The sequence below is a fragment of the Geomonas paludis genome (assembly GCF_014193585.1).
Classification (GTDB): domain Bacteria; phylum Desulfobacterota; class Desulfuromonadia; order Geobacterales; family Geobacteraceae; genus Geomonas; species Geomonas paludis.
Genome location: NZ_BLXY01000002.1, coordinates 640,018 through 664,471 on the forward strand (window position 1 = coordinate 640,018; position 24,454 = coordinate 664,471).

The following is a 24,454-nucleotide window of genomic DNA, read 5'->3' on the forward strand; positions in this document are numbered from 1 at the left end:
CATTGCCGGCTCATTCGCCGGCGTTGGTGGCTGAGAGGTATTCCGGGCGGTTCCAGGTAGTCATGCAGGAAGGATGCTCCGGGTCGGGGTGGCAGAGGTAGATCTCGTCTCCGGGGTGCCCGGCGATCTTCAACCCGGCGGAGCGGAGCATGGCCTCGACCCCGGCGTGGTTGGCGATCCACCAGTTGGTCGGATCCCCGGCGAAGCGCTCCTCAATGAAGGCCATCTTGGGCCATCCCTCGTCGTGCAGCGCGTCGCGTTCGTTGATCCAGAAGTCGTGCTGTCCGGCGATCTCGCGGCCGGGCATGGTGATGGTCTGGAACAGCATCATCCCCGCCGTCTTCTGCGCCACGATATCGAGCGCCAGCAGCGGGTAGCGCAGGTGGTAGAACACCCCCATGAAGAGCACCAGGTCGAACTTCCCCTTTATGCGCGCCAGGTCGTAGACCTGCATCTGCCGGAACTCCACCAGGCTCTGCAGGCCGTACTGCGCCGCCGCCCAGTTGGCCTGGTCGAGGTAGTGGTTGTCGCAGTCTATGCCGAGCACCCGGGCGCCTCGGCGCGCCAGTTCGAAGGAGTAAAAGCCCGCGTTGCAGCCGATGTCGAGTGCGCTCCACCCGGTCAGATCCTCGGGAATGCTGTCGGAGATCTCGCGCCACTTGAAACTTGGGAAGTCCCCAAGGAAATGATCCGGGGCGGTCTCGGTTCCGTCGGGGAGGTGCAGGTTGTGGAACCAGGGGGACAGTTCCCTGATGTCGTCTTCCAGGGTCCTTGCTTTGGCGTGCGTCATGCGTTGTTTCTCCTTCACAGCGCGGTCAGGTATTCCTCGAGTTCTTCGGCGCGGCAGGCGGCCGAGTGGGACTGCATGACGCGGGCGCGGGCGCGTTCGCCGATGGCGCGGCGCTCGTCGTCGGGGAAACGCTGCAGGATGCGCAGCATCTCCTGGCTGCCGGAGGCGAGCAGGATCTCCTTGCCCGGCACGAAGAACTGCTCCAGTCCCGGCCAGTGGTCGCTCACGATGGGGACGGCGCAGGCCGCGGCCTCGAAGAGGCGCACGCTGGGGGAATAGCCTGCCACCTGCATCTGTTTTCTGGTCAGGTTCAGGGTGAAGCGCTGCGAGCTGTAGAACTCGCTGTGGCACTCCGGCGGCAGGTGCTCGATGCGGTGCGTGTTCTTGGACCACTTGAGTTCCGAAGGGTATTGCGCGCCTGCGACGACGAAGCGCCCCTTTTCCCAGGAGGCGGCCGGCTGGCACAGCAGCAGATCCAGGCCGGGCTGGCGGTCGCGGCTGTAGGTCCCCAGGTAGCCCAGGTCCCAGCGCGGTGTGATCTGCATCGGGTAGTGCACCAGGGGATCGACCGAGCAGTACAGGGGGCGCGCCGCCCGCGAGCCGTAGTGGCGCTCGATGTGGTCCAGGGTCGGACCGCCGGTGAAGGAGAGGTAAAGGTCGTAACAGGGGATGAGGTCTTCGCTCAGGTACTGGCACTCGCCCCGGTCCAGGGCGGCCAGGGTCACCGGGGTGTCGATATCGTAGAAGGCCTTGATCCCCTTGGCGTGCTTACTGACCCACTTGCCCACTTCGATCCCCTGGTAGACGTAGGAGCCGACGATGACGCAGTCGGCGTCGCAGATCTCGGGGCCGTACTCCGCGAAGAGCTCGTCCAGCGACTTGTAGATCAGCGTGTTGCAAAATGGGGGCTCGGGGAGGTCGCGGTGCGCCTCGTACCAGGTGGCGTCCCGCTCCAGGAACAGGATCTCGTGACCGCGCCGGTCCATTTCCCGCAACAACCCCCGGTAGGTGGTGGCATGGCCGTTGCCCCAGGAGGAGGTGATGGACAGGCCGAAGACGACGATTTTCATGGCGCACCTCCGATGTAAGCCCGGCGGATGGGCCCGGCGGCAAAGATCTCCTGGAACTGCCGGGCCCGGTGCGCGTAGGTGTGGTGCGCCCGCACCCGGGCCAGCGCCCGCACCCCCATGGCCGCCGCGATGGAGGGGGAGAGCCGCTCCAGGATCTGCGCCACCTCGTCGCCGTTGCGCGCCACACAGATCTCCCGCTCCGGTTCGAAAAAGTACTCGATGCCCTCCCAGTGGTCGGTGATCATGCAGGCGCCGGCGCCGGCGGCCTCGAAGACGCGGGTGGCCGGGGAAAAGCCGTTGCGCGCCATGCCGTCGCGGCTCACGTTGAGAATGGCCATGGCGCTGCAGTTGAAGGCGTTATGGTCGCCGGTTCCCAGGTGCCCCAGGTAGTGCACGTTGTCGGCGCGTCCCTTGTCCTCCCAGCCGCTGCCGGCCAGCAGGAAACTGCGGTGGGGCAGCTTGCCCGCCACGGAGAGGAAGAACTCGTCGACCCGGCGCTCGCGGTCCGGCAGGCGGTTGCCCAGGAAGGAAAGGTCCGCCTTGAGCCGCGGATCGGGCGGAACCGGGAAATGGGTATCGGGGTCGAGCGCGTTGTAGATGGGGATGCAATTGCGGGCGCCGAAGCCGCGGTAGGCGTGCACGATGGGGTCGCCGCCGCCGTAGGTGAGCACCAGGTCGTACTGCGGGACCAGGCTACGGAACGGGTCGCGGGCGTTGCTGGCGATCCGCTCCAGGGTCGCCGGTGCGTCGACGTCCCAGAAGATCACCTGGGTCCCCGGCCGCTTCAGGCGCAGCACCTCGCGTTCCAGCAGTTCGTCGAAGACGCCAACGCCGCTGGCCTTGATGACCAGGTCCGAGCCCCGGGCCGCTTCCAGGGAGCGCAACACCCCCTGCTCGGTGGCCGGGTAGACCACCACGGCGGCCCACTCCGGGTCGTCGATGTCCCGGTGCGCCTGCCGCTCGTAGGCGTCGGGCTCGTAGAAGGTGATGCGGTGTCCCAGGCGGGAGAGCGCCCGCACCATGCCGCGGTAGTAGGTGGCCGCGCCGTTCCAGTAGGCGGAGACCAGGCTCGAGGCGAAGAAGGAGATGGAAAGAGGAGCGGCCATGGTGATCCTTTCTAGAAAGAAGTTAAAAACCAGGAATTCAAAAAGCAGTTACGCAAAGTCACGCGAAGCAGGCGCAAAAGACGCGAAGGAGGCTTTTATTGTTCCCCCCAGTTTTCTTTCTTTTCTTAGCGGATACTTCGCATCTTTGCGTAACTGCTTTTCGATTTTCACCCAATGCCGAGTTGACGACAGATGCCGAGCAGCTCCTCTACGCGGTGCCGGCAGGTGTGCCGGTTCAGGATGGTCTCCCTGCCGTGTTCAGCAAGGCTCTGCGCCAGCGCCGGGTCGTGCAGCAGGCTCTGCATCTGCCGCTCCATCTCGCGCCCGTCCCGGGCGTAGAGGAGGTCGACGCCACCGGTGAAGAGCCGGTCGCTGTCGACCCAGGGGGCCGAGACCAGCGGGATGCCGCAGGCCAGGGCCTCGAAGGGGCGGATGGTTGGAATGCCGGGAAGGGCCTCCACGTAAGGGCGGCGCGGGATGTGGACCGTGAGCCGGAAGCGGCTGAACACCCGGGGCACCTCGAAGTTGGGGAGCCAGCCGCCGTAGCCGATGCCGGCCTCGGCCAGAAGCTGCAGCGCCTCTTTGGGATAGCGCACGCCGTACACCACCCCTTTCAGGTGCAGCCTGCGCACCGGCTCGACGAAGAACTCGCGGATCTCTTCGGTGCGTTCGTCGTCGCCCCAGTTGCCGATCCAGACCACGTCTCCCACCTTGTCCGGCGACTGCAGCGGCTGGAAGACACGTACGTCCGCCGCCTCATGCCACAGCCAGACCCGCTTGGCCCACCCCCGCGCCAAATAGATCTCCCTGATCTGGGCGCCGTAGGCGAGCACGCCGTCGAAGCCGGAGAGGTCGTAGGCGGCCATGGCCTGCTCGTCGGTGACGCTCCTGTGGTGGGTGTCGTGGAACAAGAGCCGGTAGCTGCCGCCGCTTTTACGGTGTTCCCCCAGGCGCCGGACCAGTTCGTGGTCGCTCCACTCGTGGACGATGACCAGGTCGGCCCCGGACAGGGCCCGGTCCAGGTCCAGGCTTTCCAACCGGTAGCGTGTGCCGGTCAGCCCGGGGTAGGCGCGCTCGAAGCCGCGCAACGCCGCGTCGCCGCTGTCGCGCAGCATGTTGCTGTAGCTCCAGCCGTTATCCGGCTCGTAGACCGTCACCTGGTGCCCGAGCTGCCCCAGTTCGGTGACGATGCCCCGCAGAAAGTGGGCATTGCCGTGGTTCCAGTCGGAAAGGATGGAGTGGTAAAACATCACGATGCGCATCGTTGGGTCTGCCTCCATTTCACGCCTACCCCCCTCCCAACCTCCCCCCTCCGGGGGGAGGAGTTGATGCTACGCCCCCGCCCCCGGTGGAGTAGAGGCTGGCTTCGTCCCTGGCGGAGAGAGGCTGGCTGCGTCCCCGGCGGAGTAGAGGCTAGCTACGTCCCCGCCCCCGGAGGGGGAGGGCCAGGGAGGGGGATTTCCGTCATTGCCGGCTGAGATCAGCTACCCCGCGTAGCCGGCTGTACAGGGCCAGGTAACCATCGGTCATCTTGGCGGCGGAGAAGCTGCGGCTGCGCTCCAGCGCTTTCTCACGGAGGCTCGCCTGCCGGTTGCGGTCGGCGCAAAGCGCCCGCAACTGCTTTTGCAGGTCCATGGCCGACTCCGGGTCCACGAACAGTGCCGCACCGTCCCAAAGCTCGCGCAGGCTGGGGATGTCCCCGAGCACCAGCGCGCAGCCGGACTGGGCCGCCTCCAGAACGGTGAGGCCGAAGGGCTCGTAGCGCGCCGGGAGGACGTAGATGGCGGCAGCGGCGTACCACGGGGCCAGCGATTCCGGCGCCAGGAAGCCGAGCCGGTTGACGCCGTCGACGTTGGCGGCTCCGCCGCCGGGCTGGTTGATCTCCCCCGCCACGTACACGGGCCAGGGAAGATCGTAGGCGTTGCGCACCAGGGCGCAGATGTTCTTGGCCTCGTCCCAGACCCGCCCCACCGACAGGATGAAGTCCTCCTTCATGCCGGGACGAAACCGGGTGCGACCGCGGGCGTTGTAGACCACCTGCGCGTCGGGCAGCGGCAGGTAGAGCCTCCTGATGCAGTCGAGCATGGCCGAGGAAGGGGCCGCCACCAGGTCCGCCGCGGCCAGCCCCCGGGACACCCGCACCCGGTAGTCGTCGAGCCGCTGCGGCGCCTTTTCGCCGCGCACCGCCTCCCACCAGGACAGGACGCAGGAGTGGGCCACCACCAGGCACGGACTGCGCCAGGGAAGCGCGGCGTGGACGTAGCCGTTCAGGTGCACCAGGTCGGGCTTCAGTTCCGCCTCCAGCGCCAGCAGCCACTCGCCGCTCTTTTCCACGTCGGCCCAGGGGTCGTCCATCCACTCCAGCCGGTACCCGCTCTCGAACAGGGTGACGTTGGCCTCGTCGGCCACCTCCCGGCGCTGCCCCGGCGAGAGGGGGCGCCCCATGGTGGCGAGCGCGATGCGCACCCCGTGGGAGGCTAGCCCGCGGCTGAGTTCCAGCACGTAGTTCCAGACTCCGCCGATGGGGTCGGCGGTCATCAGTATCAGCCCCGGCGCGCTGGGAGGGGCGTGATGGTCTCCGGCTGTTGTGGGCGCGGCTTTATTCATGAATAAAAAGTCCCCTGCGGCAGCACTGTTGAAAAATCGCCTGAAAAATTAGGCACTAAACCGTCGCCATCTCATGAGATGCAGAGGCCGCTTCAGGCGAAGCGACAGCCCTGCCCCCTGCCCGGCTCAGCCGGGGGGGCTTGCTGAAGCGCCGCCTGGCGCGACGTATCGACTTATCGCTGTATTGGCTTATTTGCTTACCGACTTACCTTGATCATCTACCGTAGGCGGCGTCGAGCACCTCGGCCACCCGGACCAGTTGCTCCGCCTGAGGATCGAAACCGTTGCCTCCTAATCTCAGCTGGCGCGCCCACGCCACGGCGCACCTCCCCCCCCACTCGTCCGGAGGAGCGGCGATGGTTTCAGAAGCGGTGCCGCGAAAGCGTTCGGCCACGAAGTCGTAGAAGGAGCCCTGCACGTTCTTGAAGCTGACGCCGCCGTGGGTGCCGTAGAAGCTCGATTCGATGACCGCGTCCCGCCCCGCGGAGACGTTCCAAGAGCAGGCAAGGCGCACCGCGTGGCCGTCCTCCAGCACCAGGGAGACCACGGCGTAGTCCTCGACCTTGCCGGAGCCGACTTTTAACCGCTCGCCACCGGCAAAAATCGAGCTGGAGACGCTGCGCACCTCGGGGTAGTTGAAGAACCACAGGGCCAGGTCGATCAGGTGGCTCCCCAGGTCCATGAGGCAGCCGCCCCCGGAAAGTTCCGGGTCGTAGAACCAGTCCTTGTCCGGGCCGTAGGCGTTGTGGAAGACCAGGTCGGCGGCGTAGACCTGCCCCAGCTCCCCCGAGGTCACCAGTTGGTGCATCTTCTGGATGGCGTCGGTGTAGCGGTAGGAGAAGTCGACCCCCAGGAGCCGGTTCACCGCCCGCGCCGCCCCCACCACGAGCTGCGCCTCTTCCGCGTTTCTTCCCAGCGGCTTCTGGCAGAACACGGCCAGGCCGCGGTCCAGGGCGCGCAGCGCCTGGTAGCAGTGGCCGGCGCTCGGCGTCGCGATCACCACGCCGTCCAGGTCGAGTTCCAGGAGCTCTTCCAGCGATTCCACCAGCGGCGCCCCGGGTGCGAGCTTGCCCGCCTCCTGCGCGTTCTCCGGGCAAAGGTCCGCGATGGCGGCCACCTCGGCCTCCCCGCTCTTCACGATGGCCTCCATCCGGTGCCGGCCGATCCAGCCGGTGCCGAGAAAGCCGAGCCTCGGTAATGCCTGTTTCCTCTTCATCCCTTCCCCTTTCCTAGTGCTCGATGCGGATCATCCCTTTCAGGAAGCCGTCGGGTCGTCCTTCCAGGGCCTGGTAGGCGCACCCGAGTTCGTCGAGGCTGAAACTGTGGGTGATCAGCTCCTTGAGCGGGAACATGCGCGATTCGACGGCGGCGATGCCGGCGCGCATCCCCTCGAGGTAGACCCGGGCATCGCGCTCGTGGGCGTTGATGACGTCGATCCCCTTCCAGTTCCAGAGCTGGACGTTGACCTGGCGCAGCCCGTCCTGGTGGTAGCCGGCGATGACGATCTTGCCCCCTTCCCGCACTAGTTCTCCGGCGAGGTCCAGCGGCCACTGGTGCCCGGTGGCTTCCACCACCCGGTCGCACCCCCGCTCCCCGGCCAACTGCCGCACCCGGTCCATGACCCGCTGGTGGTCGTCCAGGACCACGGTCTCCTCGGCGCCGCAGCGCTTGGCGAGCTCCAGGGCGAAGCCGCGGCGGGAGATGGCGATCACGTGCGCCCCGCGCGCCGTGGCGAGCGCGGTGAAGATGGCGCCCAGAAACCCCGCGCCGATCAGGGCCACGGTCTGCCCCGGCTCAATGGCGCTGCGCCGGAACACGTTCATGGCGCAGCCGACCGGCTCACCCGGGAACGGCTGCCCGTCCAGCGAGGCCGGGATCTTGACCAAGGCGTCGTCGCGCACCATGTCGTACTGGGCGTAGGCGTTGTAGGAGAGGAAGGTGACCCTATCGCCGATCTTTACCCCCTGCACCCCGTCGCCCAGCGCCTGCACCCTGCCCCACCCTTCGTGCCCGGGGGCGCCCGGCAGCGCCGGGTAGTTGAACCAGCTGCGTCCCTGCCACAAGGGGAGGTTGGAGGCGCAGACGCCGCACCCCTCCAGGGCCACCAGTACCTCTCCCGCCTGCGGTTCCGGACGGGGCACCAGTTGCACGGCCGCCTCGCCCGGCCCGGTGATCACCGCCGCCTGCATCATATCGCTCATCACATGGCCTCCACACCCGGTGCCGGGTAACTTTTTCTCTTGTCGACGTCAGCAGCTTCGGAGCCGCGCCCCGGAGTCCCCAGCGACTGGCACAGCCAGCGGTAGAGGCTCTCCACCCCCTCGCGCACCGAGTGGCGCGGGCTCCAGCCGGTCGCCTGGGCAAACTTCCGGGTGTCGGAGACGTAGTAGCGCTGGTCCCCGGTACGCCAGTCGTCGAAGCTTACCTGCGGCAGCGAGCCGTGCAGGTCGCGCAGCAGTTCCAACAGTTCCAAGAGGCTCGCGGCGCGCTCCGGGCCACCGCCGATGTTGAAGGCCTGGCCGGCCAACTGCGGCATCATGGCGCCGGCGCGGCACATGGCGTCCACCAGGTCCTCGACGAAGAGGAGGTCGCGCACCTGGTAACCGTCGCCGTAGAGGGTGATGGGCTCCCCCTTCAGGGTCCGGATGGCGAAGTGCGCCACCCACCCCTGGTCCTCGGTACCGTACTGGTGCGGCCCGTAGATGCAGCTCATGCGGAACACGGCGGCATTGATGCCGAAGCTGCGGGCGTAATCGAGCACGTACTGGTCGGCGCACCCCTTGGAGCAGCCGTAGGGGCTCAGGAAATCGAGCGGGGTCCCCTCGCCGAAGCCGTAGCGCCTGAGCTCCGGGTCCAGCGGCTGGTAGCGGGTGCCGTTCTTGCGGATGCGGCACCCTTCGATGCCGCCGTAGACCTTGTTGGTCGAGGTGAACAGGAGCGACGGGCGTTCCTTGGCGGTGCGGATCGCCTCCAGGAGCGCGAAGGTCCCCTGGCCGTTGATGGCGAAGTCCGCGGCCGGGTTGTCGATGCTGGTGGTGACCGCGACCTGGGCGGCGAAGTGGTACACGTGGGAGCACTGGGCGATGGCGTCGTGCAGCGCCAGGTGGTTTCTGGTGTCCGCGATCCTCACCTCGAGGCGGTCGCCGCAGTTCTCCTTGAGCCAGATGAGGTTCTCCTCGACCCCGGGGCGGGACAGGTTGTCGTAGACGATGACCCGCTGCCCCTCGCGGGCCAGGTGGTGCACCAGGTTGGTGCCGATGAAACCGGCCCCGCCAGTGACCAGGATCGCCTTGCCCCCAGCTGCGCCGACCCGCGCCGGCGCCGCCGCCACTTGTTCGACCTTCTTCAGGGCCGTCACCTTCCCCTCCTCGAGCAGGCGGTAGAGCAGCTTCGGTGTGCCGTCCGCCTTGCGGAAGCCGAAATAGTATTCACGCTCGTCCAGGTGGAAGCGGTCCACCGCCGCCAGGCCCGGATCCAGGTCGTCGGCGCCGTACCAGTACAGCCGCTGCGCCGGGGCCTCCAGGAACTCCAAAAAGACCCGCGCCTGCTTGAACTCGTCGTGCTGCCAGGTGGAGAAGCCGGCCTCGGTGACCCAGACCTCGCAGGGGGAGTCGTGCTGGTCCAGGATCTCGCGCACCATGGCGATGTTGCGCGCCCACCCCTTCCAGGTGTAGTCGAAGATGTCGGGGAAGCCGTGGATCCCCACCACGTCGATGTGCTCCATGACACCGAGGTCGAACATGCGGCACAGCCAGTGCCCGTCGATGGGGCTCATCCCGCCCAAGACGGTCTTCTTGCCCCGCTGCCTGGCCCAGTAGGCCGCAGCCCCGATCATCTCGCCGAACCCGGTCCAATGGGGGTCCAGGGTCCAGTCCCACTCGCTCAGGTTGTTGGGCTCGTTCCACAGTTCCACGTACTCGAAGTGCTCGCCGAAGGCGGTGATGAAGAGATCGATGAAGTCCGCGTAGTCGAGGGCCCTCTTGGGGGGCGAGGAAGTCTTGGACTCGAGGCCGATGGAGGGGGGTGTGTACAGCACGCAAGGAAGGAACTCCACCTCGCCGGAGAGGCGCGGCACCAGCCAGTCGTACCACTCTCTCCCCTCGCTGGTGTACCAGTCGGCCCAGGAGATGCCGGTGCGCAGCCTCCTCGCCCCCAGCCGCTTCATGTCGGCAAGCACCCGCTCCACCCGCTCCCGTTCGCCGGGACGGAACCACTCCACCAGGCCGAATTTCTCCGGCAGCGCTTCGACACCCGGCCGGCTCATAGTGTCAATCCCCGCTGGGCCAGCTCGGCGTGCGCCTGGGCGACCCGGTCTATGGCCACCTCCCCTTCCAGCCACCCCGCCAACTCCCTGAGCCCCTCCTCGAATTTGACCCGGGGCGCGTACCCCAGCACCTCGCGGGCGCTGGTGATGTCGGCGAAGCAGTGGCGGATGTCGCCGGCACGGTAGCTGCCGGTGATCTCGGGTTCGATGGAATCCACGTTGAGCACCTGGCAGAAGCGCTCCAACACCTGCAGCACCGAGATGTTGGCGCCGCTCCCTATGTTGAACAGCTGCTGCTTCTGCTGGTCCACCTCCAGGGCCAGGCGGCAGGCGGTGACCACGTCGTGCACGCTGACGAAGTCACGCTGCTGCCGGCCGTCCTCGAAGATGCGCGGCGGGTTGCCGTTCATGAGCCGGGAGGCGAAGATGGCCAGGACCCCGGTGTAAGGGTTGGAAAGCGCCTGCCTGGTGCCGTAGACGTTGAAAAAGCGCAGCGCGATCACGGGAATCCGGTAGCATCCCCCCACGATGAGCGCCATGCGCTCCTGATCGTACTTGGAGAGTGCATAGACCGAGGCGAGCGACGGCGCCTTCTCTTCCGGCGTCGGCACCGGAATCAGCGGCTCGCGCTCCTCGAGCAGCGGCTCCCAGTCACCCCGCTGCAACTGCCCGATCTCCCTCGTGACGTTGTCGTAGTAGGCGCCGCTTTGGTCCCGGTAGCGCCCCTCCCCGTAGATACTCATGCTGGACGCGACAATCAGCTTGCGCTCCCCCCGGGTCTGCGCCATCGCCTCGAGCAGCACCGCGGTGCCGCAGTTGTTCACCGAGGTGTAGCGCTCGATCTCGTACATGCTCTGGCCGACCCCCACCATGGCAGCCAGGTGGAACACCGCCTCGGTGCCGGCGAGCGCCTTCTGCACCGCAGCCTGGTCCCGCACGTCCCCCTTGATCAGTTCGACCTCGGGGTCCAGGTAGGCGGGGCGCCCCGCGTCGGGGCCGTGGACCTGCGGCACCAGGCTGTCCAGCACCCGCACCCGGTAGCCGTGACGCAGCAGTTCGTCGGCCAGGTGGGAACCGATGAAACCGGCCCCCCCCGTGATTAGAACGCTCCCTGACATAGGATCCTCCCTGAGGGGTGAGATATCTGCGGTAGCGGTGGTCTAATTAACATCAAGTTAATTGATTCAAATTAGCAAAACCCAATACTAGCAGTGACGGATTTTCTGTCAAACAACTTCACACAAAAAAGTGCTCTTTCCCCCAGTAAGTTGGCGGACATGGGGGGCCTGCCCGCCCCTCCCGTCACTGACAGTTGCGTCATTGGACAGGTTCCGGCGAAAGAAAGAAAGGCACATGAAGATGGCTCGGCGCCACTTCGGTTTTAAAATTCGCGGAGTGTGTTATTTTAAAGCGTGTTAATTTTTCACTACACGCCCCCCCTCCCTTGACGGGAGGGGGCCGGGGGGTGGGTGAAGCCGCTATGGGTGGCAATGATGGCACCCTCCCCCACCCCCTACCCCCTCCCGCAAGGGGAGGGGGACAAAGGGCCTGACTTTCACCAATCAGCAGGTTTGGAGGCGTGATGGGTGTACAGAGAAGGATGCCGATCGGTGCGGAGGTGGTGCCGGAGGGCGTGCATTTCAGGGTCTGGGCGCCGGGGCACATGGAGGTGGAGGTGGTGCTCGAGGGGGCTCCCTCGCCGCAGGCGACGCTGCTCGCCCCTGAAGAAGGGGGCTATTTTTCCGGCATCTGCCGCGAGGCCGGTGCCGGTTCCCGCTATCGCTACTGCCTGGACGGCGCAGACTGTTTCCCCGACCCGGCCTCCCGGTTCCAGCCCGAGGGGCCGCATGGTCCTTCACAGGTGATCGCCCCGGCGAGTTTCACCTGGAGCGATCAGGAGTGGCCCGGTGTGGAGCGCGAAGGGCACGTCATCTACGAACTGCACCTCGGCACCTTCACCATGGAGGGGACCTGGCGCGCCGCGCAGGAGCAGCTCCCGGCACTCAAGGAGCTCGGCATCACCCTGGTCGAGGTGATGCCGGTGGCGGACTTTCCCGGCCGTTTCGGCTGGGGCTACGACGGGGTGAACCATTTCGCCCCCACCAGGCTCTACGGCCAGCCCGACGACATGCGCCGCTTCGTAGATCGCGCCCACAGCCTCGGCCTCGGGGTGCTGCTGGACGTGGTCTACAACCATTTCGGCCCCGAGGGGAACTATCTCGCCCGCTACTCGGACTTCTACTACGGCGAGAAGGAAAGCGACTGGGGCAAGGTGATGAACTTCGATGGCAGGCAAAGCGGGCCCGTGCGCGAGTTCTTTATGTCCAACGCCGCCTACTGGATCGAGGAGTTCCACGTCGACGGCCTGCGCTTCGACGCCACCCACGCCATCATCGACAACTCCGAAATCCACATCCTGGGGGACATCACCAGCCGGGTCCGGGAGCGCGCCGGCAAGCGCAAGCTGCTGCTGGTGGCCGAGAACGAGGAGCAGGACTTCCGCTGCCTGCGCCCCCGGGAGGAAGGAGGGTTCGGCATGGACGGTGTCTGGAACGACGATTTCCACCACAGCGCCCACGTCGCCCTCACCGGCTACCACGACGCCTACTATTCCGAGTACTTCGGCTCCCCGCAAGAGATGATATCCTGCGCCAAGTGGAGCTACCTCTACCAGGGGCAGTTCTACTTCTGGCAGGGGAAGCGGCGCGGCTCCCCCACCATGGGGTACAGTCCGAGCCGCTACATCAACTACATCCAGAACCACGACCAGATCGGCAACTCGGCCTGGGGCATCCGCATCGACCGGCTCACCAACCCGGCCGGGCTGCGGGCGGTGGCCGCCCTGCTGTTCCTGCTCCCCCAGACCCCGATGATCTTCCAGGGGCAGGAGTTCTCGGCCAGTTCCCCCTTCCTCTACTTCGCCGACCTCAGCCCCGAGACATCGCAGCAGGTCCACGCCGGCCGCATCGAATTCCTGAAACAGTTCACCAACGTCGATTCCCCCGAGGTGATCGACACCATCGACAAGCCCTACGAGCTGGAGACCTTCCAGCAGTCGCGCCTGGACCTGAGGGAGCGGGAGCGCCACGGCAAGGTCTATGCGCTCTACCGCGACCTGATCCGCCTCAGGCGCGAGGACCCGGTCTTCAGCCGCGGCTACGCCTGCCATATCGAGGGGGCGGTGCTGGGGAGGTCGGGACTCCTGCTGCGCTACTTCCTGGAAGAAGAGCAGCGCCTGGTGCTGGTCAACCTGGGGCGCGAGCAGCACCTGGTGCCGATCCCCGAGCCGATGCTCGCCCCGCCCCTGGGATACGCCTGGCAGATACTCTGGAGCAGTGAAAAGATCGAGTTCGGCGGTTCCGGCACGCCGAAATTGGACACCGAGAAGTTCTGGCGCCTGCAGGGGTACGCGACGCTGGTACTGATCCCGGTGCCGGAGGGAGGGAAGCAGCCATGACCACGGTGACGCGGGAATTCCATTTCGACCGCCACGACGAGGAAGTGAAGACGCGGCAAATGCTGGAACAGGAATGGCTCTTAACCAACGGCCTGGGAGGATACGCCTCCGGGACCGTCTGCGGCGCGCTGACCCGGCGCTACCACGGTCTGCTCATCGCCGCCTACCCCTCCCCCATGGGGCGCATCGTGATGCTTAACCGGCTCACCGAGGCGATCCGCTTTGCCGACGGGAGCATGGTGCGCTTCGGTGGCGACCAGAAGGAAGCGGGGCTGGAGTTCCACGGCATGGAATACCTGACCGGGTTCCGGCTGGAGGACGGCCTGCCGGTCTGGCGCTACGAGATCAACGGTGCCGTGATCGAGAAGCAACTGGTCATGGTGCACCGGCAGAACACGGTGCATTTGATCTACCGCCTCATCTCCGGCGAAAAGCAGGTGCGCCTCAAGCTGCAGCCCTACCTGCAGTTCCGGCCGCACGACGCATCGGTGGACGTGGTCACCGACGATCCCTACATGTTCACCGCGGTGCAGAACCGCTACCAGATCTCCTCCGGCCCGAATTCGCCGCAGCTGAGGCTGGTGATCGACGGCGGCAGGGGGAACTTCACCCTCGAGGAAAAGCACAGCACCGACATCTTCTACGACGTGGAGAGCTCCCGCGGCTACGACTCGCTGGGGACGCTCTGGACCGCCGGCTACTTCGCGGTCGACCTCGCCATCGGCCAGGATGCCGCCCTCACCGCCTCCACCGAGACCTGGGAGACCATCGCGGCGCTCGCCCCGGCCGCCGCACTGGCCATGGAACGGGAGCGGCGCCGGCTCCTTTTGGCCGCGGCGGACCCGAGGGCACGGAGTGGCATCCCCGCCGAACTCGTGCTGGCCACGGACCAGTTCATCATCACCCCGGCCGGGCGGCACAAGGAAAGCGTCCGTGCCCACGCCATGGGGGACGAGGTCTGCACCGTGATCGCCGGCTACCACTGGTTCACCGACTGGGGACGCGACACCATGATCTCGCTGGAGGGGCTGACCCTGGCCACCGGGCGCCACACCGAGGCGGGATGGATCCTGCGCACCTTCGCCCACTACGTCAAAAACGGGCTCATCCCCAACCTCTTCCCCGAGGGGCACAGCGAGGGGCTCTACCATACCGCCGACGCGAGCCTGTGGTTCTTCCACGCCCTGAACCGTTACCTGGAGTACACCAACGACCGCGCCACGCTGCACATGATCATGCCGCAGATGCGCGAGATCATCGACCGCCACCTCTCCGGCACCAACTTCGGCATCGGCGTCGACCCCAGCGACGGCCTGCTGAAACAGGGGGCCGAGGGGTACCAACTGACCTGGATGGATGCCAAGGTGGGGGATTGGGTGGTGACGCCCCGGCGCGGCAAGGCGGTGGAGTTGAACGCGCTCTGGTACAACGCCCTGCGCCTGATGCAGCAGTGGACCGAGCAGTTGGGGGACGAGCAGTACTCGCGCCAGCTGGGGGGGTACGCCGACCAGACCTACCGCTCTTTCAACCAGCGCTTCTGGTTTGCCGACGGCGGCTACCTCTACGACGTGGTCGACGGCGAGCTCGGGGACGACAGCGCCTGCCGTCCCAACCAGCTCTTCGCCATCTCGCTCCCCTACCCGGTCCTGGAGCGGGACCGCTGGCCCAACGTGCTGGACACGGTGCGCCAGCGCCTGCTGACGCCGGTGGGGCTGCGCACCCTCGCCCCCGGGCACCCCGACTACAAGCCGACGTACCACGGCGACCTCCGGGCCCGCGATGCCGCCTACCACCAGGGGACCGTGTGGCCCTGGCTCATCGGCACCTTCATCGACTCCTGGCTCAAGCTCTACCCCGACCAGGTCGGCGCGGCGCGCAGCTTCCTGGACGGCCTGGTGCAGCAGCTGAACCAGCAGTGCATCGGCTCCATCAGCGAGATCTTCGACGCCGAGCAGCCCTACAGCCCGAGGGGCTGCATCGCCCAGGCCTGGAGCGTCGCGGAGATGCTGCGCTGCTGGCTGAAGACCGCCCACTGACGCGGGGGATGCGCGTCTTCCAGATCACGGCGCTTCTGACCACGATCACCGCGGCCTTCGCCTACATCAACTACCGCTTCCTGAAGCTGCAGCCCACGGTCGGGCTCATGCTGCAGAGCCTGCTCTTTTCCCTGTTGCTGTGGCTGTTGCTGGCGCTGGGGATCGACGTGATGACCCCGGCGCAGCGGATCATGAGCCGCATCGACTTCGACGTGCTGTTCCTGCAGGGGATCCTGAGCCTGCTCCTTTTCGCCGGTGGGCTCTTCGTCAAGGTGGAAGAGCTCCTCAACGTGAAGCTCAGCATCGCGCTGTTCGCGGTGGCCGGGGTGCTGGTCTCGGCCGGGGCGATCGGCGCCGGGTTTTACGCCATCACGCTCCTGTTGGGGCTCAAGGTCGGGCTGGCCCAGTCGCTGCTCTTTGGCGCCATCATGTCCCCCACCGACCCGGTGGCCGTGCTCCCGATCCTGCGCAGCCATGGCATCCCGGACCGGCTCAACTCCTGGATCGCCGGGGAAGCGCTCTTCAACGACGGCATCGGCATCGTGCTCTTCCTGACACTCTTGGCCGTGGCGCAGGGGACGGCGCAGCCGACGGCGCGGATGGTCTTTGACACCCTGGTGACCCAGGCAGCCGGGGGGATCGCGTTCGGAACGGTGCTGGGGTGGTCGGGGTATCTGATCATCAAGACGGTGGACAACTACCGGCTGGAGATCCTGATCACGCTGGCGCTGGTGCTGGGGGGGTACTCGCTGGCGCTCCTGGCCGGCGTCTCCGGGCCGCTGGCCATGGTGGTGGCCGGCCTGTTGATCGGCGGCCGGGGCAGAAAGCTGGCCATGAGCGAGCACACCCGGGAGCACCTGGACCAGTTCTGGGACCTGGTGGAAAAGTACCTGAACGCGATCCTGTTCACCCTGATCGGCCTGGAGGTGCTGGTGTTGAGCAACCGGCTCACCCTGGTCCACGTCTCTACCGGCCTCATGGTCATCCCCGTGGTGCTGCTGGGGAGGTTCCTGTCCGTCCTGGCCGTGGGGGGGCTGGTGCGGCTTCGCGAGCCGTTCTCGCTGCGCGACGCCACCATCATGACCTGGAGCGGCCTGCGCGGCGGCATCGCCATCGGGCTCGCCATGTCCCTGCCCCGCGGACAGGGGCTGCATATCCTGGTGATGGCCACCTACATCGTGGTGCTCTTCTCGATCCTGGTGCAGGGCCCCACCCTGGGACGCCTGCTGAACCGCCGCTAAGACTTTCGGCTTAAATTGCCCCCCGTTGGAAGAGCCCCTCCTCCCTCTCCCTCCGGGAGAGGGTCGGGGTGAGGGCGCTGCAATAGGCGATACGTCCCTTCGTGGCACCGCCCTCACCCGGCCTCCGGCCTCCCTCTCCCGGAGGGAGAGGGAATAACGCCGAAACACATCGTCCAGCGAAGCTGACAAGGAAGTTTATTCATGAATAAAAAAGCCATCACCATCGCAGTGGTCACCTGGTTCCTCTTTCTCGGGCTGTACCTGCTCTTTTGCGCCAAGGCCGACCCGGCCGAGGCGGTCACGGGGGGCGCGGCGGCCCTGCTGGCACTCTGGCTGGTCGGCATGCTGCGCGATTCCTTCCGCAGCCCGTTGCGCCTGAAGCCGTCCTGGCTGCTCCTGCTCTGGCGTATCCCCTTTGCCATGTTCTCCGAGTCCTGGCTCCTGCTGGTCGCCCTGCTGCACAGGATTGCCGGCCGGGAAGAGGACGGAGTCATGATCGAACACCGCTTCGACTTCCCCGCCGACGAGCACGAGTCGGCCCGGCGCGCCTGGATGACCTTCGGCGTCTGCATCACCCCCAACAGCTACCTGGTCTTCCTGGACAAAAAGAAGAAGAGGGTGCTGATCCGGCAACTGGTGGGAAAGGAACTATCCACCATAGACCGTCTTTTCGTGGAGTTGCCATGAACCTCTGGCTCATCGGCGCGTTGGTGCTGGTCCTTTTGATGTTCCCCTGCGGCTGGGTCTGCTACACCGGCTCGCTCATGGAACGCTTCGCGGCGCTGCAGATGGCGCAGCTTTTTGCGGTGCTGATCATCCTGCTCCTGGCCGAGGGGTACCGCCGCTCCATCTACTTCGACCTGTCGCTGGTGCTGGCGGTCCTCAGCCTCGCCTCCGGGCTGGTCTACCTCCGCTTCCTGGAGCGTTGGCTGTGAGCCCCGATCTCCCGGCAGGAATCGGGGTCACCCTGCTCCTCTGCTTCGCCCTGGCGGTCTGCGCCCTCTCCTGTCTCGGGCTGCTGCTGATGAAGGGGGTGTACCGGAAGCTGCACTACCTGGCTCCGCCCGCCATCCTTGGCTGCGCGGCCATCGCGGCGGCAATAGGGATCCAGGAAGGATTCGGCGCAGCGACCATCAAGGCGGTGCTGGTCCTGCTGGTGCTGGTGATCGGCAACCCCGTGATCACCTTCGCGGCCGCCCGCGCCCACTACCTGCGCGAGGAGCACGCGAAGCACCAAAAAGAGGAAGGCAGGTAAGGGGACTGGCTCCGCAGGTGCCTGTCCCCCTTCGGCACTCCGCATTGGCAAGCACCAGGGCGGGAACTACCGGCAAGGGGACTGGCTCCGCAGGTGCCTATCCCCCTTCCGCAGTCCGCATTGGCAAGCACCAGGGCGGGAGCTACCGGCAAGGGGACTGGCTCCGCAGGTGCCTGTCCCCCTTCCGCAGTCCGCATAGGCAAGCACCGGGGCGGGCGCTACCGGTAAGGGGACTGGCTCCGCAGGTGCCTGTCCCCCTTCGGAGTCCGCATAGGCAAGCACCGGGGCGGGCGCTTCCCGGGAAAAGGAGTGAAACATGGACCCTCTGCAGGCGGTGATCTTTCTCCTGGTCGGGGCTGCGGGGTGGGCGGTGGTGACGACACGCGATCCCCTGCCGCAGTCGCTGGTGGCGGGCTTCTTCGGACTGACGTTGGGCCTGCTCTTCGTGGTGCTGCAGGCCGCTGACGTGGCCCTCTCCGAGATGGTGGTCGGGGCGGTCGCCTTCCCGCTCATGGTCCTGCTGACCGTGGCCAAGACCCGCTCCGGTAGCGCGAAATGAGCGGCAAGCTGCGCCACTACCTCCCCTTCCTGCTGGGCGCCCTCCTGCTGGGGGCCACCCTCCTGCGCGCCCTCTGCGCCCTCCCCCCCTTCGGCGGCTACCGTGGCGCCTACGGCCCGATAGTGCTGAACACCATGGAGCCGCTGCGCCACGCCCAGCAGGCCGTCGCCGCGGTCACCTTCGACTACCGCGGTTTCGACACCCTGGCTGAAGAATTCATCCTGTTCGCCGCCGTCGCCGGCTGCCTGTTGCTGCTGCGGCGGCAGGAATCGGAGGCGGCGCACGATCCGGTGGACCAGGCGGGGGACCGCGGGGACCTGGAGCCTGCCCCGGCCATGCTCGGCCTTGGCGTGCTGATGTTCCCCTTCACCCTGCTGCTCGGCATCTACGTCGTGCTGCACGGACACCTGTCCCCCGGTGGCGGTTTCCAGGGGGGGGTACTGCTGGCGACCGCCTTTTACTACGTCTACCTGAGCGGCGAGTACGGCGACCTGCTGGGGATGTCCCGCGACCACGCCGTATCGCACCTGGAGGCCACCGGGGCTGCCGGCTACGTCCTCGTCGGGGTGCTGGCCCTTCCCGCCGGATACAACTACCTGCACAACCTGCTCCCCCTGGGGGACAAGGGGGAGCTCCTCTCCACGGGAATGCTCCCCTTGTTGAACATCGCCGTGGGAACGGAAGTGGCTGCCGCCTTCCTGCTCCTCATCGCCGCCTTTCTCAGGCAGGTGCTCGTGATCCGCCGGGAGAAGAAACCATGACCATCCTCCCCTACCTCGTCGTCATCGAGCTGTTGCTGGTCGGCCTCTACGGCATCGCCGGGAGCAGGAACACCATTCACCTGGTAAGCTGCCTCTTCGTGGCCCAGTCCTCCACCTACCTGCTGCTCCTCTCCATCGGGTACGTGCAGGGGGGGACCGCGCCGATCACCGACGAGATCCCGGGCAACGCGCGCATGGTGGACCCGGTGGTCCAGGCGCTCACCCTGACCGATATCGTGGTGGGAGCCACCGTGTCCGCCCTGCTGCTCGCCTTTGCCCTGCAGCGCTACAAGCTGACCGGGACCATGGACCCCAGGCGGGAGCCGCCCCAAAGGGGCTAGCCATGTCACTCGCCCCCTTCCCCGTCATCACCGCGCTGTTCATGGCGGTCTTTCTGGCGGCCCTGGAGCAGTTGAGCTCCCGGCGCCGGATCCTGGATATACTGTCGCTCCTCACCGCGCTCGCCGTCGCAGCCGTAGACTTCCTTCTCCTGGATGGCTCCCTCTCCGGTACCGACGTCTACTGGTTCGGCGACTGGACCCCCATGGGGCGCTTTCCCGCCGGCATCGCTTTCGTGATCGACCCGGCATCTGCGGGGCTTGCGCTCCTTTCGGCCCTGCTCACCGTGGCGGCGCTGCTCTTCTCCTGGCACCATTTCCACGCCGTGCGCACTTACTACCACACCCTGATGCTCCTGTTCCTCGCCTCCCTGCAGGGGTTCGCCCTGACCGGCGACCTCTTCAACATGTTCGTCTTCTTCGAGCTGATGGGCGTGGCCGCCTACGCCCTGACCGGCTACAAGATCGAGGAGAGCGGTCCTCTGGAAGGGGCATTGAACTTCGCGGTGATGAACAGCGTGGCGGGATTCATGGTGCTCCTGGGCATCGCGCTGCTCTATGCCGAAACCGGCGGCCTGAACCTCGCCTGGGCCGGCGCCGTCCTTTCGGGAAAGCCCCCCGGACCGGCGGTCAGCGCGGCCTTCATCCTCCTCGCCATCGGCTTCCTCACCAAGGGGGCGGTGCTTCCCTTCCATTTCTGGCTGCCGGACGCGCATTCCGTTGCGCCGACCCCGGCATCGGTCCTGTTCTCGGGGATCATGGTGCAGCTCGGCCTCTACGCCGTGGCACGGATCTACTGGGTGGTCTTCAGCGCGACCCTCGACGCAGAAGCACTGCGCGGGATCTTTCTCGGCATCGGTGTCGCCACCGCGCTTACCGGCGGCGTCATGGCCTGCCTGCAGCGGCACCTGAAACGGCTGCTGGCCTACTCCACGGTGAGCCACAGCGGGCTCATGCTGGCGGGAATAGCCCTCCTGGACCCGCGTGCCCTGGGGGGAACGCTCCTTTACATCGTCGGGCACGGCTGCGTCAAGGGCGCCCTCTTCATCGCCACCGGGGTTCTGGTGTACCACCACCGCTCGGTCGACGAGAAGCACCTGCGCGGCAGGTGCCGGCGCCTGCGCTGGACCGGGGTGCTGTTCTGCCTGGCCGGGCTCGCGCTCTCCGGGCTCCCCCCTTTCGGCACCTGGGCCGGCAAGGGGATCATCGAGGAGACGGCGTCCCAGCTTGGCTATCACTTCCTCCCGCCGCTCCTATCGGTGTGCGCGGCACTGTCGGCAGGCGCCGTCCTGCGCGCGGCAGGTGGCATCTTTTTCGGCCTGGGACATCCCGACGTCATCACCAGCACTGCCCCCGCCACTGGGGAGGAAGCTCCCGAGACCGATCACTCCCGGGGGCCGACACCGCGCATCATGCTGGTCCCCCTGGTCCTGCTGCTTCTGGCTTCCCTGGCCGTGGGCGCGCTGCTGCGGGTGCAGCAGGTTGCCGAACTGGCGGCTGCGCGTTTCGTCGACCGCACCGGCTACCACGCCCTGGTCCTGGAAGGACGCCGGACACCGGTGCACCAGCCGGCGCCGCCGGCGAGGCCGGGGATGGCGCCCGCCTTGGCTGCCACGATCGCGGCGCTGGCCGTTGCTGCATTTTTCCTTGCACCCGGTCCACTGCAGGGACGGACCAGGGAAGGCGTGAAAGCTCTGCTGAGCGGACCGGTGGCCCTCCTGCGCAGGCTCCACAGCGGCTACATCGGCGATTACGTTACCTGGTTCGTGTGCGGCACCGGGATCTTGATGGTCCTGGCCCAGCTCTGTTTTTGATTCCGACTGTACTCATTGCACCGGCTTTTTGTATTGATTAAAAAATACCAATTCAATACAATCGACTTGTGATCGGGAGCAAATACTTCAGCAGAAGGAGGAAGTTATGGCAACCAGGGGTACTGGTCATTCACCGGCCAACGTGACGAAACATCTCAAAGGCATAGACTTCCCGGCTGAGAAACAGGACCTTCTCAAACATGCTCAGCACATGAAAGCTGAGAAAGTGGTCCTCGATGAAATCCAGAAAATGGAAGACCGGGAATACGGCAACATGGCTGACGTCATGAAGTCCTTCAGGAAAGAGCGTGGCGTTGAGGAATCCGGCGGCCAATCCGGCAAATCCGGCAGGGCGAAACAACAGACAGGTGGGCAGGCAGGCCAGGGTAAATCCCACAGCAGGGCGCATCACTAGACGACAAAGGCCCCCTCCCTTTCGGGAGGGGGCCTTTTTTTTGCCCGGCTACTTGGTGATCAGGTCGTTCTTCACTTCCTTGACCCCCTTCACACCGCGAGCGATTTCGCCGGCCCTGCGCGCATTCTCAGCCGAATCCACGAACCCGCTCAGCTGCACCACGCCCTGGTAGGTGGTCACGTTGATCTGGAAGGTCTTCAGCGCCAGTTCGTCGAAGATGGCGGCCTTGACGCGGGTGGTGATGACGGAGTCATCGACGTACTCACCTGCCGTTTCATGTTTGGTGGTGTGGGTGTGGCTGCACCCGGCCAAGGAAGTGAGCAGGCAGGCACTGACAAGGACCATGACGATGCGTTTTGCTTTTCCCATGACGATCTCCTCTCTCGCAGAATTTGCCATCCAAAAACCGATTAAGGATAGCTAATCGAACAAGGGGAGTCAAGAAACGGGGTCCGGCTGGATTTGAATTATATAATCTGAAATCTATACTTGGCGGGGTGCATCGGGGGAAGTTACCACTGTCGCTGGAGGTGATCCATGAAACGGATGCTGCTGATTCTGACGTTCCTTCTAGCTATGGCAACAGGGCGGGCACAGGCGCTGGATGCAACCATCTGCAATGCCGGCTCGGACATCATCTACTATCCCAACGGCGATCTCAAATCGTGCAACCTGGGTGACATCACCATCTTGAGCGGTGTCACCTGCAACATGCTGTCGACGGCGGAGTTCTACGAACAGGGGATGCTCAAAAGCTGCATCACCAAGAACTTTTTCTATTACGAAGGATTGGTCTGTAACGAGTACAGCCTGATCAGCTTCTACCCTTCCGGCAAGCTGGAGAGCTGTGTGCTGGCCACGCGGGCCGAGGTGGACGGCAAGATCTGCGTCGAGCAGCAGCCCATCGCGCTGTTCGAGACCGGCAAGTTGAAGTCGTGTACCAACCCGCGTTAGCCCGCACCGGCCAAGCGGCGCATCACGAGCTTCATGTCCTCCCATACGTGGCGTTTCAGCCCTTCGTCCGCCAGTAGGAGTTCGGGATGCAGAGTCGGCATCACCCCCCTGCCCCGCACCTCCTGCCACTGGCCGCGCACCTGCTCGAGGGAAGTCTTGCCGCCGAGCATCAGCCCGGTCGCCTCTTCGCCCAGCGTGACCACCACCTCCGGTGCCACGGTCTCGATTCTCCGGGCGACGCTCTCCGCCATAGCGGCGCTCTCCCCCCCCGCATCGAAGCTCAGCAGGCAGACCTGGTCCGTTTTGAATTTCATGGCGCCGATGATCTTAGCCAGCAGGTCCCCGGCAGCTCCGGCGTACCCCGGGCCGGCCATCAGGAAGAGCAGGCGTGCCTGCGGGTTCCCCTCCTGGCGGCAGGTTGCGTCCAACCCCTTCACTGCCGGCGCTGCTGCGGGTGCTAGGGGTGCGGCGACGGCAGACTCAGCCAGCGCTGCAGCTTCATCGGGAATGGCCGCCTGAGGCTGAACTGGAGCTGGAGTGGCTGCGGCCGCAGGAGCGGCCGCAGGAGCGGACGCAGCGGAACCTGCAACGGCCGAAGGCGTAACAGCTCCGGTGCCGTAGGCGAGCTCGTCCACGCCGCTCTCCGCCAGGTCCACGAGGTACCCCTTCAGCGAGCGCAACAACAGCTCCCGATTCTCCATCTCCGCCATGGTAAACCCCTTTACATTTCCGGTTTCATTAACTATGCTCGAAGGCATGCCGCTTTTACTTCTCGTCACATCCCTGCTGGTCCTGGCGCTCCCCGAGCAGGCCCTCGCCTGGGGCGCGGGTGTCCATCTGCAACTGGGCATGAACGTGCTCAACAACCTCGACGCCCTGAAGCCGGCGGTCGCCGCCATCATCTCGGCACACCCCTACGACTTCCTCTACGGCACCATCGCCGCCGACATCACCCTGGGCAAGAAGTTCACCCACTACCTGCAGCACTGCCACCGCTGGCGCATCGGGCACCGGGTCCTGGACAAGGCGGCCGACCCGACCCAGCAGGCCTGCGCCTACGGGTATCTCTCCCACCTGGCTGCGGACTGCATCGCCCACAACTACTACGTCCCCTACAAGGTGATGCGCAGCTTCTCCTCGCTCACCTTGAAGCATGCCTACTGGGAGATGCGCTTCGAGAACTACGTGGATAAGGAGATCTGGGAGACCGCCAGGAAGGTTTCGCTGGAACACTTCAGCAGCAACGACCAGCTGCTGCGCAAGGTTCTTTCGGACACCATCTTCTCCTTCGGCACCAACAAGAAGATCTTCAACTCCATCCTGCTGGTGAGCCGCCTGGAGAAATGGCAGGGCATCCTGCAGACCCTCTCCGACACCTCGCGTTACGCCCTCGAGGAAAACGACCGGGAGGAATACATGCAGCTGGCCCAGGAAGCGGTCTTCGACTTTTTGAACAACGACGAGTCCTCGCGCTTCTTCCACGCCGACCCTACCGGCGAGCGGGCGCTGGCGGCGGCGGAAGCGGTGCGCAAGAACCTGAGGCTTCTGTACCGCACCGGCAAGATCACCAAGCCGCAGGCCCACGCCGAGCTCGACGAGTTGAAGCTGAAACTGAAGGAAGCCATCTGCGAGCCGGAACTGCTGCTGCAGATCCTCTCCAAGTAACTCCTCCCTGAGCATCTCCCAGCCCCGCAAGCATCTCCCGCCCCCGGAGGGGGAGGGTCGGGGAGGGGGAAGCCTCCAGGCGAATGATCATTCGCCCCTACAGCAGGAGCGCCCTCACCCCT

General features: G+C 65.8%; 24 protein-coding genes. 13 read left to right on the plus strand and 11 right to left on the minus strand.

All coding sequences use genetic code 11. The features are described 5' to 3' along the window. Window positions 1-10 precede the first annotated feature (10 nt). The 9 genes from H7687_RS08340 to H7687_RS08380 form a co-directional block, all read right to left on the minus strand. Entirely contained in the window at window positions 11-790 is a 780-nt protein-coding gene (locus H7687_RS08340) for a TIGR04290 family methyltransferase (RefSeq protein ID WP_183346594.1), read from the minus strand. A 14-nt stretch (window positions 791-804) separates the two neighbouring features. Beyond that, window positions 805-1,860: a CgeB family protein gene (locus H7687_RS08345; protein ID WP_183346595.1), complete on the minus strand. Its 1,056-nt coding sequence runs from the start codon at window positions 1,858-1,860 to the stop codon at window positions 805-807. Beyond that, window positions 1,857-2,966 (minus strand): CgeB family protein, encoded by a 1,110-nt coding sequence (locus H7687_RS08350; RefSeq protein ID WP_183346596.1) that lies wholly within the window; start codon window positions 2,964-2,966, stop codon window positions 1,857-1,859. The genes H7687_RS08345 and H7687_RS08350 overlap by 4 nt, the downstream gene beginning before the upstream one ends. 167 nt (window positions 2,967-3,133) lie before the next feature. Further along, window positions 3,134-4,228 carry a CgeB family protein gene (locus tag H7687_RS08355; protein ID WP_183346597.1) on the minus strand — a complete coding sequence of 365 codons (1,095 nt, stop codon included), beginning with the start codon at window positions 4,226-4,228 and terminating at the stop codon, window positions 3,134-3,136. 202 nt (window positions 4,229-4,430) lie between these two features. Then, a complete protein-coding gene (locus tag H7687_RS08360; RefSeq protein ID WP_198424620.1) occupies window positions 4,431-5,573 on the minus strand; it encodes a glycosyltransferase family 4 protein in 1,143 nt (380 codons plus the stop codon). 214 nt (window positions 5,574-5,787) lie between these two features. After that, window positions 5,788-6,789 (minus strand): Gfo/Idh/MocA family protein, encoded by a 1,002-nt coding sequence (locus tag H7687_RS08365; protein WP_183346598.1) that lies wholly within the window; start codon window positions 6,787-6,789, stop codon window positions 5,788-5,790. A 13-nt stretch (window positions 6,790-6,802) separates the two neighbouring features. Next, the gene (locus H7687_RS08370) at window positions 6,803-7,774 is read right to left on the minus strand and encodes an MDR/zinc-dependent alcohol dehydrogenase-like family protein (protein ID WP_183346599.1); all 972 of its coding nucleotides are present in this window, start codon (window positions 7,772-7,774) and stop codon (window positions 6,803-6,805) included. After that, complete coding sequence (locus H7687_RS08375) at window positions 7,774-9,837, minus strand: NAD-dependent epimerase/dehydratase family protein (RefSeq protein WP_183346600.1); 2,064 nt, start codon at window positions 9,835-9,837, stop codon at window positions 7,774-7,776. Before H7687_RS08375 ends, H7687_RS08370 begins: the two co-directional genes overlap by 1 nt. After that, a complete protein-coding gene (locus tag H7687_RS08380) occupies window positions 9,834-10,955 on the minus strand; it encodes an NAD-dependent epimerase/dehydratase family protein (protein ID WP_183346601.1) in 1,122 nt (373 codons plus the stop codon). Before H7687_RS08380 ends, H7687_RS08375 begins: the two co-directional genes overlap by 4 nt. Before the next feature lie 464 nt (window positions 10,956-11,419). On the opposite strand from H7687_RS08380, the gene treZ reads away from it, so the two are divergent. The 11 genes from treZ to H7687_RS08435 all read left to right on the plus strand — a co-directional run bounded on the left by treZ (window position 11,420) and on the right by H7687_RS08435 (window position 21,713). Further along, the gene (gene treZ / locus H7687_RS08385; RefSeq protein ID WP_183346602.1) at window positions 11,420-13,294 is read left to right on the plus strand and encodes a malto-oligosyltrehalose trehalohydrolase; all 1,875 of its coding nucleotides are present in this window, start codon (window positions 11,420-11,422) and stop codon (window positions 13,292-13,294) included. Next, window positions 13,291-15,330, plus strand: a complete 2,040-nt coding sequence (locus H7687_RS08390; RefSeq protein ID WP_183346603.1) for an amylo-alpha-1,6-glucosidase — start codon at window positions 13,291-13,293, stop codon at window positions 15,328-15,330. Before treZ ends, H7687_RS08390 begins: the two co-directional genes overlap by 4 nt. A gap of 8 nt (window positions 15,331-15,338) precedes the next feature. Next, window positions 15,339-16,571, plus strand: coding sequence for a cation:proton antiporter (locus tag H7687_RS08395; protein WP_183346604.1), 1,233 nt, complete (start codon window positions 15,339-15,341; stop codon window positions 16,569-16,571). A 201-nt stretch (window positions 16,572-16,772) separates the two neighbouring features. After that, window positions 16,773-17,258 (plus strand): hypothetical protein, encoded by a 486-nt coding sequence (locus H7687_RS08400; protein ID WP_183346605.1) that lies wholly within the window; start codon window positions 16,773-16,775, stop codon window positions 17,256-17,258. Continuing rightward, on the plus strand, window positions 17,255-17,506 hold the full coding sequence (locus H7687_RS08405; RefSeq protein ID WP_183346606.1) for a monovalent cation/H+ antiporter complex subunit F: 252 nt from the start codon (window positions 17,255-17,257) through the stop codon (window positions 17,504-17,506). The genes H7687_RS08400 and H7687_RS08405 overlap by 4 nt, the downstream gene beginning before the upstream one ends. Further along, a complete protein-coding gene (locus H7687_RS08410; RefSeq protein ID WP_183346607.1) occupies window positions 17,503-17,826 on the plus strand; it encodes a monovalent cation/H(+) antiporter subunit G in 324 nt (107 codons plus the stop codon). Before H7687_RS08405 ends, H7687_RS08410 begins: the two co-directional genes overlap by 4 nt. A gap of 316 nt (window positions 17,827-18,142) precedes the next feature. Next, window positions 18,143-18,385 (plus strand): Na(+)/H(+) antiporter subunit B, encoded by a 243-nt coding sequence (locus H7687_RS08415; RefSeq protein WP_183346608.1) that lies wholly within the window; start codon window positions 18,143-18,145, stop codon window positions 18,383-18,385. Next, a complete protein-coding gene (locus tag H7687_RS08420; RefSeq protein WP_183346609.1) occupies window positions 18,382-19,146 on the plus strand; it encodes an MnhB domain-containing protein in 765 nt (254 codons plus the stop codon). The genes H7687_RS08415 and H7687_RS08420 overlap by 4 nt, the downstream gene beginning before the upstream one ends. Next, a complete protein-coding gene (locus H7687_RS08425; RefSeq protein ID WP_183346610.1) occupies window positions 19,143-19,487 on the plus strand; it encodes a sodium:proton antiporter in 345 nt (114 codons plus the stop codon). The genes H7687_RS08420 and H7687_RS08425 overlap by 4 nt, the downstream gene beginning before the upstream one ends. 2 nt (window positions 19,488-19,489) lie before the next feature. Continuing rightward, the gene (locus tag H7687_RS08430; protein ID WP_183346611.1) at window positions 19,490-21,298 is read left to right on the plus strand and encodes a complex I subunit 5 family protein; all 1,809 of its coding nucleotides are present in this window, start codon (window positions 19,490-19,492) and stop codon (window positions 21,296-21,298) included. A 106-nt stretch (window positions 21,299-21,404) separates the two neighbouring features. Next, window positions 21,405-21,713, plus strand: coding sequence for a DUF2795 domain-containing protein (locus H7687_RS08435; protein ID WP_183346612.1), 309 nt, complete (start codon window positions 21,405-21,407; stop codon window positions 21,711-21,713). Between the two features lie 48 nt (window positions 21,714-21,761). Here the strand turns inward: H7687_RS08435 and H7687_RS08440 are convergent, their stop codons facing one another. Next, window positions 21,762-22,082: a BON domain-containing protein gene (locus H7687_RS08440; protein ID WP_183346613.1), complete on the minus strand. Its 321-nt coding sequence runs from the start codon at window positions 22,080-22,082 to the stop codon at window positions 21,762-21,764. A 168-nt stretch (window positions 22,083-22,250) separates the two neighbouring features. Here H7687_RS08440 and H7687_RS08445 point away from each other — a divergent pair, with 168 nt between their 5' ends. Continuing rightward, a complete protein-coding gene (locus tag H7687_RS08445) occupies window positions 22,251-22,667 on the plus strand; it encodes a hypothetical protein (protein WP_183346614.1) in 417 nt (138 codons plus the stop codon). On the opposite strand, the gene H7687_RS08450 is transcribed toward H7687_RS08445, so the two are convergent. Further along, on the minus strand, window positions 22,664-23,377 hold the full coding sequence (locus H7687_RS08450; protein WP_183346615.1) for a uracil-DNA glycosylase family protein: 714 nt from the start codon (window positions 23,375-23,377) through the stop codon (window positions 22,664-22,666). The two genes, H7687_RS08445 and H7687_RS08450, sit on opposite strands and share 4 nt — an antisense overlap. A 46-nt stretch (window positions 23,378-23,423) precedes the next feature. On the opposite strand from H7687_RS08450, the gene H7687_RS08455 reads away from it, so the two are divergent. Beyond that, entirely contained in the window at window positions 23,424-24,332 is a 909-nt protein-coding gene (locus tag H7687_RS08455) for a zinc dependent phospholipase C family protein (RefSeq protein WP_246404713.1), read from the plus strand. Window positions 24,333-24,454 lie beyond the last annotated feature (122 nt).

What these genes read in the sequence shown, in the direction of transcription:
- H7687_RS08340 (WP_183346594.1), bottom strand. Translation starts at nt 790, where the DNA reads ATGACGCACGCCAAAGCAAGGACCCTGGAAGACGACATCAGGGAACTG.
- H7687_RS08345 (WP_183346595.1), bottom strand. Translation starts at nt 1,860, where the DNA reads ATGAAAATCGTCGTCTTCGGCCTGTCCATCACCTCCTCCTGGGGCAAC.
- H7687_RS08350 (WP_183346596.1), bottom strand. Translation starts at nt 2,966, where the DNA reads ATGGCCGCTCCTCTTTCCATCTCCTTCTTCGCCTCGAGCCTGGTCTCC.
- H7687_RS08355 (WP_183346597.1), bottom strand. Translation starts at nt 4,228, where the DNA reads ATGCGCATCGTGATGTTTTACCACTCCATCCTTTCCGACTGGAACCAC.
- H7687_RS08360 (WP_198424620.1), bottom strand. Translation starts at nt 5,573, where the DNA reads ATGAATAAAGCCGCGCCCACAACAGCCGGAGACCATCACGCCCCTCCC.
- H7687_RS08365 (WP_183346598.1), bottom strand. Translation starts at nt 6,789, where the DNA reads ATGAAGAGGAAACAGGCATTACCGAGGCTCGGCTTTCTCGGCACCGGC.
- H7687_RS08370 (WP_183346599.1), bottom strand. Translation starts at nt 7,774, where the DNA reads ATGAGCGATATGATGCAGGCGGCGGTGATCACCGGGCCGGGCGAGGCG.
- H7687_RS08375 (WP_183346600.1), bottom strand. Translation starts at nt 9,837, where the DNA reads ATGAGCCGGCCGGGTGTCGAAGCGCTGCCGGAGAAATTCGGCCTGGTG.
- H7687_RS08380 (WP_183346601.1), bottom strand. Translation starts at nt 10,955, where the DNA reads ATGTCAGGGAGCGTTCTAATCACGGGGGGGGCCGGTTTCATCGGTTCC.
- treZ (WP_183346602.1), top strand. Translation starts at nt 11,420, where the DNA reads ATGGGTGTACAGAGAAGGATGCCGATCGGTGCGGAGGTGGTGCCGGAG.
- H7687_RS08390 (WP_183346603.1), top strand. Translation starts at nt 13,291, where the DNA reads ATGACCACGGTGACGCGGGAATTCCATTTCGACCGCCACGACGAGGAA.
- H7687_RS08395 (WP_183346604.1), top strand. Translation starts at nt 15,339, where the DNA reads ATGCGCGTCTTCCAGATCACGGCGCTTCTGACCACGATCACCGCGGCC.
- H7687_RS08400 (WP_183346605.1), top strand. Translation starts at nt 16,773, where the DNA reads ATGAATAAAAAAGCCATCACCATCGCAGTGGTCACCTGGTTCCTCTTT.
- H7687_RS08405 (WP_183346606.1), top strand. Translation starts at nt 17,255, where the DNA reads ATGAACCTCTGGCTCATCGGCGCGTTGGTGCTGGTCCTTTTGATGTTC.
- H7687_RS08415 (WP_183346608.1), top strand. Translation starts at nt 18,143, where the DNA reads ATGGACCCTCTGCAGGCGGTGATCTTTCTCCTGGTCGGGGCTGCGGGG.
- H7687_RS08420 (WP_183346609.1), top strand. Translation starts at nt 18,382, where the DNA reads ATGAGCGGCAAGCTGCGCCACTACCTCCCCTTCCTGCTGGGCGCCCTC.
- H7687_RS08425 (WP_183346610.1), top strand. Translation starts at nt 19,143, where the DNA reads ATGACCATCCTCCCCTACCTCGTCGTCATCGAGCTGTTGCTGGTCGGC.
- H7687_RS08430 (WP_183346611.1), top strand. Translation starts at nt 19,490, where the DNA reads ATGTCACTCGCCCCCTTCCCCGTCATCACCGCGCTGTTCATGGCGGTC.
- H7687_RS08435 (WP_183346612.1), top strand. Translation starts at nt 21,405, where the DNA reads ATGGCAACCAGGGGTACTGGTCATTCACCGGCCAACGTGACGAAACAT.
- H7687_RS08440 (WP_183346613.1), bottom strand. Translation starts at nt 22,082, where the DNA reads ATGGGAAAAGCAAAACGCATCGTCATGGTCCTTGTCAGTGCCTGCCTG.
- H7687_RS08445 (WP_183346614.1), top strand. Translation starts at nt 22,251, where the DNA reads ATGAAACGGATGCTGCTGATTCTGACGTTCCTTCTAGCTATGGCAACA.
- H7687_RS08450 (WP_183346615.1), bottom strand. Translation starts at nt 23,377, where the DNA reads ATGGCGGAGATGGAGAATCGGGAGCTGTTGTTGCGCTCGCTGAAGGGG.
- H7687_RS08455 (WP_246404713.1), top strand. Translation starts at nt 23,424, where the DNA reads ATGCCGCTTTTACTTCTCGTCACATCCCTGCTGGTCCTGGCGCTCCCC.